Source organism: Neptuniibacter sp. SY11_33, assembly GCF_047778025.1.
Classification (GTDB): Bacteria; Pseudomonadota; Gammaproteobacteria; order Pseudomonadales; family Balneatricaceae; genus Neptuniibacter.
Map to the genome: position 1 here is coordinate 1,771,283 of NZ_CP180543.1, position 13,950 is coordinate 1,785,232.

19 protein-coding genes are annotated in these 13,950 nt (G+C 41.3%); 17 read left to right on the top strand and 2 right to left on the bottom strand.

Annotated features, from left to right (window positions below; genetic code table 11):
• Nucleotides 1-248 precede the first annotated feature (248 nt).
• The 13 genes from ACMXYV_RS08300 (at nt 249) to ACMXYV_RS08360 (ending at nt 8,471) form a co-directional block, all read left to right on the top strand.
• A complete protein-coding gene (locus tag ACMXYV_RS08300; protein ID WP_415891302.1) occupies nt 249-656 on the top strand; it encodes a hypothetical protein in 408 nt (135 codons plus the stop codon).
• Nucleotides 657-722: 66 nt separating this feature from the next.
• Nucleotides 723-1,022, top strand: coding sequence for a hypothetical protein (locus ACMXYV_RS08305; RefSeq protein WP_415891303.1), 300 nt, complete (start codon nt 723-725; stop codon nt 1,020-1,022).
• A gap of 68 nt (nt 1,023-1,090) precedes the next feature.
• Nucleotides 1,091-1,462: a hypothetical protein gene (locus ACMXYV_RS08310; protein ID WP_415891304.1), complete on the top strand. Its 372-nt coding sequence runs from the start codon at nt 1,091-1,093 to the stop codon at nt 1,460-1,462.
• A gap of 133 nt (nt 1,463-1,595) precedes the next feature.
• The gene (locus tag ACMXYV_RS08315) at nt 1,596-1,841 is read left to right on the top strand and encodes a hypothetical protein (RefSeq protein WP_415891305.1); all 246 of its coding nucleotides are present in this window, start codon (nt 1,596-1,598) and stop codon (nt 1,839-1,841) included.
• A gap of 78 nt (nt 1,842-1,919) precedes the next feature.
• The gene (locus ACMXYV_RS08320; RefSeq protein WP_415891306.1) at nt 1,920-2,342 is read left to right on the top strand and encodes a hypothetical protein; all 423 of its coding nucleotides are present in this window, start codon (nt 1,920-1,922) and stop codon (nt 2,340-2,342) included.
• A gap of 113 nt (nt 2,343-2,455) precedes the next feature.
• Nucleotides 2,456-2,776, top strand: a complete 321-nt coding sequence (locus ACMXYV_RS08325) for a hypothetical protein (RefSeq protein ID WP_415891307.1) — start codon at nt 2,456-2,458, stop codon at nt 2,774-2,776.
• Between the two features lie 75 nt (nt 2,777-2,851).
• Nucleotides 2,852-3,253: a hypothetical protein gene (locus ACMXYV_RS08330; RefSeq protein ID WP_415891308.1), complete on the top strand. Its 402-nt coding sequence runs from the start codon at nt 2,852-2,854 to the stop codon at nt 3,251-3,253.
• Between the two features lie 40 nt (nt 3,254-3,293).
• Nucleotides 3,294-3,644 (top strand): hypothetical protein, encoded by a 351-nt coding sequence (locus tag ACMXYV_RS08335; protein ID WP_415891309.1) that lies wholly within the window; start codon nt 3,294-3,296, stop codon nt 3,642-3,644.
• Between the two features lie 75 nt (nt 3,645-3,719).
• Nucleotides 3,720-4,313 carry a pentapeptide repeat-containing protein gene (locus tag ACMXYV_RS08340; RefSeq protein WP_415891310.1) on the top strand — a complete coding sequence of 198 codons (594 nt, stop codon included), beginning with the start codon at nt 3,720-3,722 and terminating at the stop codon, nt 4,311-4,313.
• Nucleotides 4,314-4,855: 542 nt separating this feature from the next.
• On the top strand, nt 4,856-5,353 hold the full coding sequence (locus ACMXYV_RS08345) for a DUF2867 domain-containing protein (protein ID WP_415891311.1): 498 nt from the start codon (nt 4,856-4,858) through the stop codon (nt 5,351-5,353).
• A 127-nt stretch (nt 5,354-5,480) separates the two neighbouring features.
• Nucleotides 5,481-5,720 (top strand): hypothetical protein, encoded by a 240-nt coding sequence (locus tag ACMXYV_RS08350; RefSeq protein ID WP_415891312.1) that lies wholly within the window; start codon nt 5,481-5,483, stop codon nt 5,718-5,720.
• Between the two features lie 16 nt (nt 5,721-5,736).
• Nucleotides 5,737-6,279, top strand: a complete 543-nt coding sequence (locus ACMXYV_RS08355) for a GNAT family N-acetyltransferase (protein WP_415891313.1) — start codon at nt 5,737-5,739, stop codon at nt 6,277-6,279.
• A gap of 236 nt (nt 6,280-6,515) precedes the next feature.
• The gene (locus ACMXYV_RS08360) at nt 6,516-8,471 is read left to right on the top strand and encodes a methyl-accepting chemotaxis protein (RefSeq protein ID WP_415891314.1); all 1,956 of its coding nucleotides are present in this window, start codon (nt 6,516-6,518) and stop codon (nt 8,469-8,471) included.
• 71 nt (nt 8,472-8,542) lie between these two features.
• Here the strand turns inward: ACMXYV_RS08360 and nhaB are convergent, their stop codons facing one another.
• Nucleotides 8,543-10,048 (bottom strand): sodium/proton antiporter NhaB, encoded by a 1,506-nt coding sequence (nhaB, locus tag ACMXYV_RS08365; protein WP_415891315.1) that lies wholly within the window; start codon nt 10,046-10,048, stop codon nt 8,543-8,545.
• A 258-nt stretch (nt 10,049-10,306) separates the two neighbouring features.
• On the opposite strand from nhaB, the gene nudC reads away from it, so the two are divergent.
• Nucleotides 10,307-11,074: an NAD(+) diphosphatase gene (nudC, locus tag ACMXYV_RS08370; RefSeq protein WP_415891316.1), complete on the top strand. Its 768-nt coding sequence runs from the start codon at nt 10,307-10,309 to the stop codon at nt 11,072-11,074.
• A gap of 4 nt (nt 11,075-11,078) precedes the next feature.
• On the opposite strand, the gene ACMXYV_RS08375 is transcribed toward nudC, so the two are convergent.
• Nucleotides 11,079-11,417: an SCP2 sterol-binding domain-containing protein gene (locus ACMXYV_RS08375; protein WP_415891317.1), complete on the bottom strand. Its 339-nt coding sequence runs from the start codon at nt 11,415-11,417 to the stop codon at nt 11,079-11,081.
• An 89-nt stretch (nt 11,418-11,506) separates the two neighbouring features.
• Between ACMXYV_RS08375 and sohB the strand changes: the two genes are divergently transcribed.
• The 3 genes from sohB (at nt 11,507) to ACMXYV_RS08390 (ending at nt 13,950) form a co-directional block, all read left to right on the top strand.
• Complete coding sequence (sohB, locus tag ACMXYV_RS08380; RefSeq protein WP_415891318.1) at nt 11,507-12,568, top strand: protease SohB; 1,062 nt, start codon at nt 11,507-11,509, stop codon at nt 12,566-12,568.
• Between the two features lie 238 nt (nt 12,569-12,806).
• Nucleotides 12,807-13,466, top strand: coding sequence for a TetR/AcrR family transcriptional regulator (locus ACMXYV_RS08385; protein WP_415891319.1), 660 nt, complete (start codon nt 12,807-12,809; stop codon nt 13,464-13,466).
• 4 nt (nt 13,467-13,470) lie between these two features.
• Nucleotides 13,471-13,950 carry a L,D-transpeptidase family protein gene (locus tag ACMXYV_RS08390; RefSeq protein WP_415891320.1) on the top strand — a complete coding sequence of 160 codons (480 nt, stop codon included), beginning with the start codon at nt 13,471-13,473 and terminating at the stop codon, nt 13,948-13,950.

Sequence of the window (13,950 nt, forward strand, 5' to 3'; positions counted from 1 at the left end):
TATTATTTGGACTTCAATTTTTATTAGTATGTTTTGGGCGGTTTTTGTTGCAGTACTGGTATTAGTGGCAGCTATTTATTTGGGGTCACAGCATGGAAATAAAGGTCTGTTAATTAAACATGGAGTGTTTGGGAGCTTATGGCTAACGTTGCCGCTATACATATGGCTACTACCAAACACATAACAAGAAAAGGCATCCGACGCATACTGCGCGGCTGCTTTAGGCGTTATATGTCGGTAATCACTTTATGAATTATCAATCGTTTTTAGCTTCATTGTTTTCCGCTTTAGGTATTTTTTTTGTTATCAACCTTGTCGTTTTAAATATGATGCCAAATCCAAGCCTTGGTTTAGAGGAAGTAAGAAGTCGATTGGAGCTTGTCAGGGGCATAAAATACATAGGCTTAGTCTTAGCATGCTTTTTTGCAATGGGGTTTATAAACAAACATTCAACGTCATTGAAAGTTCGGTTCGTGTGTGGAGTGGTTGTAGCTATTCCGTTGGTTGCTTTAGCTACATTCCCAGATATTCAATTTTCAAGACTGCCTACCTTTGAGCAAGTGACTGCGAATTTAGAACGTTTAAGCTATTACAGTTTGTCAGCATTTGTTGGTGTGTTTTTGGGGTTAAGATTTAATCAGCTGAAAAACATATAACAAATCAATTAAACCGCTTCGCTTTGACGCGCTCTGCGCGCCATTTATTGAGGCGTTAGGTGTCAAATGGATTTTGAGAAAGCGTTTAGTACAGTCATCTCGCTGTGGCCTAGTGAAATTGACATATCTGAAGTTAAATTTCATGAAAGTGGTGGAGCTACAATACCTGAACTTACGAAGCATCATGACCAAGTTTTTGATCAGTGTTGTGATTTAGGGAAAGAGGTTAGAGCTATGGATTGGTCAATTTTTCAGTACCTTCATTCTTCTGCTCAAACATCTCATGCAAATGGTCTTTACGTTCTTAATACAAAGAACATCGACCTTGGCCACTTAAGAGAGCTTTACAATGAAAATATTATTTAGCTTCACACCTAACAAGAAAAGCCATCCGACGCCTGCGGCGCGGCTGCTTTAGGCGTTAGGTGTCTGAAATGAGACATTTCTTAATTGTTCTAGTAACTCTATTCTTTCTGTCAGGTTGTGATGCTGTATTTCATCGATATATAGCTATATCACCAGGCGTCACAAATGTAGTCGACTTGGAGAGTCTTATAATCGACTTTGCTGATGCCAATGGGTATGAATGCGAAAGTTTTTTTCTGCCTAATGGTGATCCAGCGTTTGACTGTGGTCGCGGAGGAATCGTCGAGATAACAACAGATGGGAGAGGTGGGTATTCCGTTAGAGTAAGTGACCAAACAGCATTTGGTGAGCCACTCCTTTATCGGGAGTTTTATCTTGGCCTTAATGAAAAACTTAAATCAGAGCATGGGGCGAGCAATGTTGAACTTACTAGCGATTGAGTTTGCACCTAACAAGAAAAGTCATTTCGGCGCGCTATGCGCGCAATTGCTTTAGGCGTTATGTGTAAAAAATATGGTCAGCTTCTTTAAAATTACTTTTCTATCTGTCGTACTAGCTTTTGCCGGAACGATAGTGCGTGATTTATACGTCCTAGATATACATGTTCCAGTCAAAGATGGCGTAAGAGACTATTCAGAAAGGGACTGCGGAGAATATGAAATACAAAAGGGCAGTGACTATGTTCGCTACTATTTATCTGTGCCAGCTATCTTTGTGAATGTGCGAGGTAAAGAGCTATTAGTGAATTTCGGTCTAGTTTTATTTACCTGCCTTTTAAGTATTCTCATCACAAGGAAGCGTAGTGATGGCAACACATAACAAGAACATCAAAAATCGCCCTTTGGGCTGGACGTTGCCAGCGCTCCGCCCTTTATGGCGGCGTTAGGTATCATGAATATGAAGCCGCCTTTTTATGATCAAGTACATCAGATAGCTTTAGATATTGTGAATGCATCTGAATCTAATGATCAAAGAAGTATTTGGAGTTCATATAGCCTACTGAAAGAATTATGTGAGAAATCAGAAAGCGCAGGGAATGGACATCCATTTCTATGGGAAACTTTAGCTGACTTTACTACCGATTCCGATATCGCTCTAAATCTCTATAAAAAGGCACTAAGAAGTGCGGAAAACTTAGGGCTTTCAAATTATAGCGCTTCAATAAAGCTATCTATGGCAGAGAATTACATAGAAGCGGGGCACGTTGAATTAGGCTCTCAATTAGCTGGCGAAGTCTACGATTTGGCAGAGATCATCGATGATCTTGAACTGAGAAAGGAAGCAAATGACGTATTACTTCAACTTAATAAAAACACCTAACAAGGGTGGCCACATCCGCCAGCAAAGCTGGCTAGGACAGCCGCTGCGCGTCTGCCCGTGCCACAAGCGTTACTCATCTCTCATGCTATCCATCATTTTTTCTTGGAGTCTCTATGACTTGTATAACTAATGTGATTTTGACAACTGCAATTCAAGATGGGGCTTGGATGCGCAGTGATACTGGAAGTGTCGATATCCTGAGTGACTATCTATATCGAAATTATCAAGGAACACGCTTTTCGGATGTAGAGGTTCATGCGGGAGGTAATAAAAGAATGAGTTGTGATGTATTTATGGTGGCGGTTGATTATCTCAATGTGGAGGAATTCATTGAACAGTTCCACAAAGTGGAATGGCAGAAACCAGAAGAAGCTCAGTTATTAATTCGAACGGAAGGCGATACATTTTTTACATCATACCGCCCAAAACTATAACAAGCCTTTCTAGTATGACTCCGTACGAATAACGGGTTCCACATCTTAGCTTTGAGATATGAGTAAACAAGATATATGGATATCACATCACTAATCAATGAATGGAAATCAATCCCTAAACCTAAAGGTTTTATCGCGGATATTAGTTCTGCTTCGGAGGCTGATATGGAATTGGGAGATGTGGAGTCCTACTTCCCAGGTAAGGCTTGGAGCGAAGTCGATCCTGAGCATTACGATATTAGGTATATGTGCCCGCTTATGTGGATGAATGAATCATCTGCGAAGTATTACGCCTTATCTTTTCTTACTTATCTGGCCTCTGATCGAGCCAGAAACACCGAATATGAAGTGCCTAGTATGGCAGTTGATTACTTTGAAGGTGAATTCAGTATCCTACCTAAGCTTTCCTCGCAGCAGCAGAGATTTGCGAAAGAGGTCATTCGACTATACAAAGAGCAGGATCTGGAAAACACATAAAATTTCCAAGTATTAGCATAGGGCTCTAGGAGTAGTTTCAGTGGTAAAAGTAGTTTCCTTTATATTTTCAATTTTATTTTCATTTAGTTCGGTTACAGCGCAAGCGCAGGATGTTGATTTCAGTAAGCCTGAGAAAGTGGCTATGAGCTTTCTGGTGTTACTTCAAACCGGTGACTTTGAGTCCATACAAACAATCGTAATTGAAGAAGATCTACGATTTTTTTCAGCAGAGAAATTGGAGAAAGTCAGACGTAGGGTGCAGATTCCAGAAGAGATTAAATTAAGTGTTAAATACTCCGAGAATGGTAAGCGTGCAGGTGTTGCGGTTGAAGGGACAAAGATCGGGCTTGAGCTTCGATTAGTGAATGGTCGGTGGCTAATGGAGCACTAGCCCAAACGCGTGATTTAGATGTGGTATTGTACCTGCCAAATGAAGTGGTAATCCCTGTAGCGATGAGGATATATAGTGAGTATTTGGGATAAAAACGAATACTGTTCCGAAACATTTGAAAGTGAAGATCTTTCTGGGGTAGAGATATCTTCAAAGCAGTTTGAAGCTTGTAAATTTATAGGCTGCAATTTTTCTGAAGCCACATTCAATCGGTGTAGCTTTGTTGAATGCGAATTCACCAAGTGTAATTTGAGCGTAGTTAATATCGAGTACAGTAAATTCTCTGATGTTGTATTTCGGGGATCTAAAGTGATTGGTATTGATTGGGCCAAGGGCGTCTGGCCGAGACTTTTATTTAATTCTCCTATCAAGTTTTATGATTCCATTCTTAATGACAGTTCTTTTCATGGCTTGTCGTTACCCGATCTTGTGCTTCAGAGCTGTATTGCGCATCGCGTAGATTTCAGAGACGCTGACTTCACGAGTTCTAATTTCACAGGCACTGATTTTTCAAGTTCTATGTTTGAGAAAACCACACTGTCTAAGGTCGATTTCACCAATGCAACTGACTTCGATATCGATATATTTAGTAACAACCTAAAAAAGGCGAAGTTTGATCGCTTTGAAGCAATTAGGCTCTTAGGCTGTTTAGATATCGAGTTGGTTTAAGCATGGATATTGATATCGCAACGAAGTAAGCGTTGCTGAGTCTTTAAGTATTAAATCTAGGAATAACCTCATGACTGTGGATGTAAGTGTTCAGACCAAAATTAATGCTTAAGCTAGTGATGTCTGGAAAGTTATATCGGATTTTTCGGTCTGGAATGAATGGCATAAGTCCGATGTTCAAGTCGACATACAGGATGGTATTCCTAAATGTTTAAAGACCGAGATGTCGGGCTTTAAAGTGAGGATCTGATTAAGGGATTATCGCAGTATCGAAAATGAGCGATTGGAGTGGGTTGGATCATTGCCATTTTCTAGGTTTCTATTAAGTGGACATAGAGTATTTACCATTTTTCCTGATGGCGAGGGTAGTTGTGCTTTGCTACAGGAAGAAACCTTCTACGGGCTCTGTACGTTTTTTCTTAGTAGGAAATTGATTAAAAGTTACTCCACAAGGTATGCGCATCATAATTTAGCTATTAAGAAAATTGCTGAATTAAATTCAACAGAACAGATGACAGATGGTTGCCCATAAAGGTAATAAGATGATTTCAGAAATCGAATTCCCATCAACAACGACAATCAACGGTAAGGAGAGCGAAAGCTATTACCGAGACTCATTTCAAGTTACTGTTCGCCATGCCGATTTGAATGCTAAGGATGTTTACCATCGAATTTTTGGCTATCTGCCTAAGAGTATTCAGTTAGCACTCAAGCTTAGAAACGCTGTTGTGAAAGTGTTCGGTTTCTCGGCGAGTTCTACTGAAATGTCGCTGAGTTTGGATGAGATTGAGGAGGGCCGAAAAGCGGGCTTTCTGAATATAGAACTCGTCACAGATACTGAGGTTGTTTGCGGTGCCTATGAGCCTAATATGGATATGTGGTTGTCCGTTATGAAAACTTCGGATGAAGCGTTTGCAGTATCAACCTTGGTCAACTTAAAGACTAAGTCAGGCAAGATCTATATGGCTTTGATCAAACCATTTCATAAAATTGTTGCGAAGTATTGTATACGGCAAGCTTTTCAAGCAGGTCGATTGTAGCTATTTATCGGCTTAGTCTCGTTATTATAAGTTCGATAAACCTGTGAGTCTTAGATGAAAACATTGAGGTTTTTAATCTAGCTACATGTGATTACATTAAGCTTAATAATGATAGTAGGGAGCTTGTGTGATCATGGAAGAGGCCTTGGTTTTAATATTGGGTGGTATTGTTCGTATTCTGATTTGGGTTGTAGTGGAGTTTTGTTTTTACATCGTTTGTTGGTCAATTGGCTGGTGTGTTTTGAAATTTATAACCATCGGTAGATATCCGAAACTCAATTCTAAACCTGAATATGCAATAGCCGTTGGTGTTTTGACTATTATTAGCTTAATTGTGTTTGCGAATTTGATTGGCATAGCGGGCTAAAAAATGGGTGTGTTAGATGACTATCGAATTCTCAATAATTAATCACAGTAATGCTCATCAAGTTGTAGATCTGTTCGAAGAAGTTTTTACAGCGTCTGCTGGTGAGGAGGAAGGACGGTTACTAAAGCAATTGGTAACCAAGTTGGTAGACGAAACTCGACAAAACGATCTGCTTGGGTTTTGTGCCCTTGAGAGTGATCATTTAGTTGGCGCTATATTCTTCAGCCGTCTTACGATACCAGCTCCAACGCTAGGATTTATGTTGTCACCTGTGGCTATTGATAGTGATTACCAAGGAAAGGGTATTGGCCAAAAGCTGATTGGATTCGGATTAGAACAATTAAAAAATCTAGGTGTAGTGCTGGTGGTTACTTATGGTGATCCGGCTTTCTATTCAAAAACTGGATTTAAGCAAGTTAGCACTGAATTAATCGAGCCGCCTTATCCGTTGAGTCAGCCAATAGGGTGGCTTGCGCAAATGCTGAATAATCAAGATATCCAACCTTCAAAAGGGAAATTAGGCTGTGTTAAAGCTTTTAATAATCCAGATTATTGGTAAGTATTAATAATTGCCTGTTATATATATCAGGCGAAAACCTTTGATTTCGATAATTGGTTTTAGTGCTCTCGTTTTGGCTGTATTGGTTCTTTTTAAATACGGTTCGTGACACTTTTCATATAAGCCTCCTCTTAAAAATCACCCTTGCATTAAGATTTTCTGAACTACACTGATGTTTAAACCTTAAACAAATCAGCACGAGTCTTAGGGAAGAGTCTCATGAAGCGAGTTGTAATATGTTTCAGAAACTTAAACTAACCGCTCAGATTAGTGCGGGCTTTTCATCGATTATCATACTTCTAGCAGTCATCTCGATCGCGTCTTGGGTCGGCGTGAGTAGTGTTTATAACGGTGTAGTCGAGTATCGCGGTCTTGCCAGAGATACAAATTTAGCAGGTCGTTTGCAGGCCAATATGCTCATGGTTCGCCTAGGCGTCCTAAAATTCCTGAATGAGCGTAGTGAAGAATCGATTAAGCAATATGATGAGCGTTTAGCGAAAGTTGAAAGCTTTATGGGTGAAGCAAAGGTTGAGATTCAAAAGCCTGAACGAGCTGAGTTAGTTGCTAAATCTGCACAAAATCTAAAAACATACAAAGATGGCTTTACCAAAGTAGTTGAGCTCTTTAGAGCGCGAAATAAGTTGGTTAAAAATCAGCTAGATCCCTCTGGTTTGGCTATGCGACAACAGATGTCGAGTATTATCACATCTGCTTATGCTGATAGTGATGCTACAGCTGCTTATTATGGTGCTCAGGTTCAAGAGCACCTGTTGTTAGGTCGTTTGTATGTGGCTAAGTATCTAATTACAAATTCTTCAGAAGACGAAGCGAGAGCAAAACAGGAGCTTCAGGAGAAAATCGCACCTTTTGTTGAGGATTTAGATGTAAATCTACAAAACCCAAATCGTAGAGAGTCCCTGCGAATATTTAAAGAGCAGCACGAGCAGTATATATCTACTTTTGCAAAGGTCGTTGAGATCATTGAAGAGCGAAATGGCTTAATCAATGGGACCTTAAATAAAATTGGTCCAATTATCGCGAAAGACTTAGAAAACGTAAAATTATCGGTTAAGAAAGACCAAGATGCTCTAGGTCCAGAGATACAGGCGCTTGCTGAAAATACGGTATTAATGATTGTAGTGCTATCGATCTTTTCAGTGATTGTCGGCGTGGTATTGTCTTATGTAATCGCTAAGATAATTCGTAAGCCAATTGGTGGCGAGCCGGCAGAGATAGCTGCTATCACTCAAAATATTTCAGCGGGTGATCTTTCACAGAATCTCCTGGTATCGAGTAGCGATACAGGGATATACCGATCTGTAAGTGAAATGTCTCAAATGCTGAAATCACTTATTGGTAATATCATTAGTACCAGTAAGGACCTTTCAGTTAATGCAGATTCCGCCAGTCAAATATCAGAACAAACCTCTCATATTATCGACCAACAACAAACTAAGACTTCATCTATTGCTGCCGCTGTAAATGAGATGGCGATGAGTATCCAAGAGGTGGTACGGCATGCGACAGACTCGGCTACCCAATCTAATGAGGGTTTATCTGAGGTAGAAAGAGGTAAGCAGACCATCAGTAAAACGCTGGAAGAGATAGGTGATCTTGCGAGTAACCTTGAAACAACCGTGGAATTCATTAAAACCTTAGAGCAAAGTAGTTCAGATATCGAAGTGGTGATTGGGGTCATTCAGAATATATCAGAGCAAACAAACTTACTGGCGTTGAACGCTGCTATTGAGGCGGCTCGAGCGGGTGAGCAGGGTCGAGGCTTTGCCGTCGTAGCAGATGAAGTCAGAACCTTAGCGCAAAGAACGCAATCATCTACTACTGAGATTCAAGAGATCATCCAGCGGTTACAATCAGGTACAGCAGATACTGTAAAAGCGATTGAAACCAGTTACTCGCAATCACAGCAAACTGTGGCGCAGTCGGAAGAAACAGCGCAGGCATTAGAGCGTATCCATAATGCGATTAATTCGATTAGTGAGATGAATATTCAAGTAGCTGGTGCAGTCGAGCAGCAATCAGCGGTTGCTGATGATATTGCAAGAGATTTAGAAAGCATTAGTGCTGGCTTCGAGCAAACAGCGGCTGGTGCGAAACAGTCTGCCGATGCCAATGATCAAGTAAGCGACATATCAAAACAACTGCAGGCGATGGTATCTAAATTCAAAGTGTAAATACGCATTCGTTTCTCATAAAAACAGAAAGGCCTGCATGAGGATGCTGGCCTTTTCTTTTAGATGATTGGCTATAAGTACATCTCTAAGGAGGTGTAAGCCACAGCGCTCATCACGATTGTGTAAGGCAGGGCCATAACCACCATTTTACCGTATGAGAGGCGGATCAGTGGTGCTAAAGCCGATGTTAGTAGGAATAAGAATGCAGCTTGTCCATTGGGGGTAGCAACACTTGGGATATTGGTACCTGTGTTGATTGCAATGGCTAGCGAATTGAAATGTTCGCGTGTAATCGAGCCGCTATTTAAAGCTGCAACAACTTCATTGATATAAACCGTTGCGACAAACACGTTATCACTAATAGCTGAAAGCACACCGTTAGCGATAAAAAATACCCCAGGTTGCTGTTCTACTGGTAATGCCAAAACCGCATTAATGATTGGCTGAAATAGTTGGTTTTCATGGATCACCGAAACAATTGAAAAGAACACAACCAATAAAGCGGTGAATGGCAGTGCTTCTTCAAATGCTTTGCCTATCTGGTGTTCTTCAACAATGCCGTTAAAGGCAGTCAGAAGAATGATGATCGCAAGGCCAATCAAACCCACTTCAGCAACATGAAAAGCCAGTGCACACACTAAGAAGGCGGCAACAAGTGCTTGGGTACAGAGTGCGGCTTTATCACGCAAGGTACGCTTGCCATTCTGCTCGGCGGCAAAGTCTAAAAGAATATCCCGAACATTTTTTGGTAAGCGCGCTCCGTAGCCACAGATTTTTGTTTTCTCTAATAAGGCACAGGTTGCTAGGCCAGCAACTAAAACTGGCAGGGTGATAGGGGCCATGAGTAAAAAAAATTCTAGAAAGCTCCAACCGGCTTTCTCAGCTATTAACAGGTTTTGTGGCTCACCAACCAGCGTACATACTCCACCAAGTGCTGTACCGACAGAACCATGCATAAGCAGGCTACGTAAGAAGGCGCGAAATTCTTCTAAATCCGCTTGATGGTTTGCATGAACGGCTTCGTCATCTGCGTGGTCATGGTCGGGATTGTGATAAGCCTTACCTGAAGCAACTTTATGATACACCGCATAAAAACCTACACCTACACTGATCAATACCGCTGTAACAGTCAGGGCGTCTAGGAACGCAGATAAGAATGCAGAGAAGAAAGAGAAGAGTAGAGCGAGCAGCGTTTTGGATCTAACCTTAATGAGTATTTTAGTGAACACCCAGAGCAGCATGTCCTTCATAAAGTAGATTCCGGCCACCATGAACATCAGTAAAAGGATGACTTCGAGGTTAGCTTCTATTTCATGAGCAACGGAGTCGGGGCTTGCAAGGCCTATAATTATGGCTTCTATGGCGAGTAAACCGCCAGGTTGAAGCGGATAGCATTTTAATGCCAGTGCCAAAGTAAATATAAATTCAAAGATTAAGATCCAACCTGTAACTACAGGGCCTAAGGTCAATAGCAGGATTGGGTTAAGTATCAGAAACCCGATAATCGCTAGCTTGTACCATACGGGGGAGTTACCTAGAAAATTTCTCGCAAATGCTTGTGATAACGTGTTGGTCATTATTATGTTTCCTATATTCAGAACAGCTATTGCCGGTATAGGTGAATACCCTTATTTTATTTGGGCGCGCATAGACTAACAGCTGATCATCTAAATCTAAAGGCTAGGATTATTGATGGGCGTACCTTTTAATGAAATGGCTAGTGATTTGTGAATGGGGTTGCAAAAATCAATACTTAATGTCTTTATAGTTGTTCTTATATAGTTGTAAGCGCGTACATTAATAGGTTTGTATAGTCAAAAAAGTGGAGGTAAGTCTTGGGGTTACAGGAAAATAGCTACTTTTTATCAGCGGGGGAGTCTCTTCTTTGTGATCAAAATGAGAGATTTCTTTTCACCGAAGCAGAGCTGGAATCGCTTGATGTAGAGGTCCGTTTTGATCTACCTGAGATCTCTAATAAGTCTTACCGAATTGCTGTTTTAAAAGATAAGGGTAAGTGCTTATTATTAGGGGCGCTGGATTTGCGTTCGGCTTTGTCTCAGACAGCGAACGAAGATGAGTTCTCTGTTTTATCTGCTGCAGCTCAAGTGGTAACTTGGCATGCCTCGTTTAAGTTTTGTCCACGCTGCGCAACTAAACTGATTATGGATGAGGCGGACCTTGCCAAGGTTTGTCCGTCCTGCGGTCATCATCAATATCCACGCTTGTCGCCTTGTATTATTGTGTTGGTACGCAAGGATGATAAATGCCTTTTGGCGCATTCCAGCAAGTTTAAATCTGGGCGCTACAGCACCTTAGCAGGCTTTATCGAAGCGGGAGAATCTGCAGAGCACGCAGTAGAGCGAGAGGTGATGGAAGAGGTGGGTGTTAAGGTGAAAAACATTGAATATGTTTGTAGCCAATCATGGCCTTTTCCGCACTCATTTATGCTTGGTTTTATGGCTGAATACAGTGAGGGTGAGATTACACCTGACGGCGAAGAGATCCTAAGTGCAGATTGGTTTAGCGTTGATGATCTGCCTACCATTCCACCCAAATTTACTATTTCGAGGCAGTTGATAGATGAATTTATAAAGAATGTATAACTTATTAATTTGTTTGTTTTTCTCGGCTAAATAACTTGCCCAGTTTAGTCGCTAACATGATGTTGCCTTCTGCTCTTAACTGACCTGAAAGGAAGGCGCTCATACCATCTTTTTCACCGTTGATTACACTCACCATTGTTTCTGCTTCCATGATCAGTGTGACATTAGGGTCATCATGATCACCGGTTAAAACGTTGCATTGGTTAGCTTTGATTTCGATATAGAAGTTTTGATCGTCTTCTAGTTCGAATTGAAATACGGCCTCAAGATCCGCAGCATTTTGAGAAACAAATCGACTCGGTAATTTTTCAACAACTTTGCTTACAGATATCTCTTGGCTCATTACTGCGTTATCTCAAACGGGTGGGTAAAAGGGGGATTTATGATACATTAGCGTTCCTTCTACTTATAGTTTATTTCGGAGTTTTCTCTGTGGTTGAGTTTTTCAGTGAATACGGCCTGTTTTTGGCTAAATCAGTAACCATTGTTATTGCCATTATTGCGGTTGTTGCAGGTATTGCTGTTGTTTCTTCTCGTTCTCGTAAAGATGGTCATCAAGGTGAGATTGAAGTGACTCATTTTAATGATGAGCTTTTAGATATGAAAGAAGCGCTTGAGGATGCGATTCTGGATAAAGAAACGCTAAAAGCGATGCAAAAAGAAGAGAAGAAAAAAGAAAAAGAAGAGAAAAAAGCGCGTAAGAAAAATCCACCTAAAGAAGATGGGCCGCGTCGTAAACGTATCTACGTATTGGATTTTGATGGCGATGTGAAAGCCAGTGAAGTTGAGCCTTTCCGTCAGGAGGTGTCCGCAGTATTGATGATGGCTGAACCGCAGGATGAAGTGGTTATTCGTTTAGAAAGCCCTGGCGGCATGGTGCATGAGTATGGTCTTGCATCGTCTCAAATTGAGCGTATCAAGCGTAAAGAGATTCCGCTAACTATTTGCGTAGATAGAGTGGCAGCCAGCGGTGGCTACATGATGGCGTGTTTAGCTGATAAGTTGATTGCAGCGCCATTTGCCATTGTTGGTTCTATTGGTGTCATCGCTCAGTTGCCTAACTTCCATAAACTACTTAAGAAAAACGATATTGATTTCGAAGTGCTTACAGCGGGTGAATACAAACGTACTTTAACTGTATTTGGTGAAAATACTGATAAAGGTCGTGAGAAGTTTAAGGAAGAGCTAGAAGAAACGCATGAGCTGTTTAAGAGCTTTGTTCACGAATACCGCGAAGTTGTTGATATCGACAAGGTGGCTACTGGTGAGATCTGGTTTGGTAAGCAGGCGCTTGATGTCAACTTGGTTGATGAGTTGATGACGTCTGATCAGTACTTGATGGATTCTGCAGATGAGAGTGATATTTTTGAAGTTCGTTACGAACAGAAGAAAACCCTACAAGATAAGATCTCTGATATGGCTGCGGATTCTGGCGATAAGGTCTTAACTAAATGGTGGAGTCGCTTAACGCGTCAAAATATCATTAATCGCTAATTCAAGTTATCGGGGAGGTGCCTTTAGCCGGATGCCTCCTTGGTTTTTATCCTTTCATTTCCTATTCATTTCACCTTGTTATTCTTCCTTCCGGAATTACCAATCCGTTTAATACGTAAACTTGTTTCATAAATTGGTAGTAAACAAAGATTTACACGCAATAATGACTTGATTTAATACAGGTGATTATCGTTATAATTCATTCATCATTTGTTTGAAACGCTGGTTTGGAGTACTGATGCATCATAAGGGAACATCTGCAAGTATTGTGCAGGCTGCAGAAACTTTGTTTGCTGAACAGGGATTTGCTGAAACGACTGTTCGTCAGATTACTAGTCGAGCAGACGTTAACCTAGCTGCTATCAACTACCATTTCGGTTCCAAGAAAGGCCTTATTCAAGCTGTTGCTGAAAAGTTTCTAGAGCCGTTGTGTGATGAACTCGGCATGCTATTAGACCAGCGTCTGGCTAATACGGATGGTCAACAGCCTACGCTTGAAGAGCTTTTAGAGATGTTAATGCGAGCTTTGCTTTTGGTGAATCGCGATAACGTCAATGCCTTATCTGTATTTATGCGGCTGCTAGAGCTGTCGTATATGAAGAATCAGGAAGAGCTACGCGATTTCTTGATCGAACGTTATAGTGAGAAAGTTCAGCCTTTCATTAAACTCTTACGACAAGATTCTGCACCGATGGAAGATGACGAGTTCTTCTGGAGACTTCATTTCCTTCTTGGTTCTATTACTTTTACTTTGTCTAACTTCCATACGCTCAATGCGATTGAGAAACGTGAGTTTCAAGGTAGTGCAGAAGTAGAGCAGATCTTGCATCGTATGATTCCTGTTTTGTCTGCTGGCCTTCAGGCGCGCGCCGATAAAACGTATTTCTGCCGTTTGTAATCCTATGCTCTGCATTAGAGTATCTATCGCTCGTCAAACATTGGAACTGTCGAGCGGCAAAAGGCTGCTGCAGAGCTATTCTATTTCCACCGCGCTCAATGGGCCGGGCGAACAAAAGAATAGTGGCTGTACGCCAAGAGGCCGTCACTACATTCGCGCTATGATTGGCTCAGACGCTCCAGAAAACGCTGTTTTTATTGGTCGACGCCAAACTGGTGAAATCTATTCGGAAGCACTTGCTGAGGCTTTCCCTAATCGCGATTGGATACTAACGCGAATCATGTGGTTATCTGGCTTAGAAATCGGTCATAACCGCTTAGGCCAAGTTGATACCATGCAACGCTATGTCTATATCCACGGTACACCTGATACGGAACCCATGGGAGTGGCTAAATCTCATGGTTGTATTCGTATGCGAAACAGCGATTTGATTGAGCTGTTCTCGAAAGTGTCAGCCGGTACATCTGTTTTAATTGAAGAATAA

What these genes read in the sequence shown, in the direction of transcription:
- ACMXYV_RS08300 (WP_415891302.1), top strand. Translation starts at nt 249, where the DNA reads ATGAATTATCAATCGTTTTTAGCTTCATTGTTTTCCGCTTTAGGTATT.
- ACMXYV_RS08305 (WP_415891303.1), top strand. Translation starts at nt 723, where the DNA reads ATGGATTTTGAGAAAGCGTTTAGTACAGTCATCTCGCTGTGGCCTAGT.
- ACMXYV_RS08310 (WP_415891304.1), top strand. Translation starts at nt 1,091, where the DNA reads ATGAGACATTTCTTAATTGTTCTAGTAACTCTATTCTTTCTGTCAGGT.
- ACMXYV_RS08320 (WP_415891306.1), top strand. Translation starts at nt 1,920, where the DNA reads ATGAAGCCGCCTTTTTATGATCAAGTACATCAGATAGCTTTAGATATT.
- ACMXYV_RS08325 (WP_415891307.1), top strand. Translation starts at nt 2,456, where the DNA reads ATGACTTGTATAACTAATGTGATTTTGACAACTGCAATTCAAGATGGG.
- ACMXYV_RS08330 (WP_415891308.1), top strand. Translation starts at nt 2,852, where the DNA reads ATGGATATCACATCACTAATCAATGAATGGAAATCAATCCCTAAACCT.
- ACMXYV_RS08345 (WP_415891311.1), top strand. Translation starts at nt 4,856, where the DNA reads ATGATTTCAGAAATCGAATTCCCATCAACAACGACAATCAACGGTAAG.
- ACMXYV_RS08355 (WP_415891313.1), top strand. Translation starts at nt 5,737, where the DNA reads ATGACTATCGAATTCTCAATAATTAATCACAGTAATGCTCATCAAGTT.
- ACMXYV_RS08360 (WP_415891314.1), top strand. Translation starts at nt 6,516, where the DNA reads ATGTTTCAGAAACTTAAACTAACCGCTCAGATTAGTGCGGGCTTTTCA.
- nhaB (WP_415891315.1), bottom strand. Translation starts at nt 10,048, where the DNA reads ATGACCAACACGTTATCACAAGCATTTGCGAGAAATTTTCTAGGTAAC.
- ACMXYV_RS08375 (WP_415891317.1), bottom strand. Translation starts at nt 11,417, where the DNA reads ATGAGCCAAGAGATATCTGTAAGCAAAGTTGTTGAAAAATTACCGAGT.
- ACMXYV_RS08385 (WP_415891319.1), top strand. Translation starts at nt 12,807, where the DNA reads ATGCATCATAAGGGAACATCTGCAAGTATTGTGCAGGCTGCAGAAACT.
- ACMXYV_RS08390 (WP_415891320.1), top strand. Translation starts at nt 13,471, where the DNA reads ATGCTCTGCATTAGAGTATCTATCGCTCGTCAAACATTGGAACTGTCG.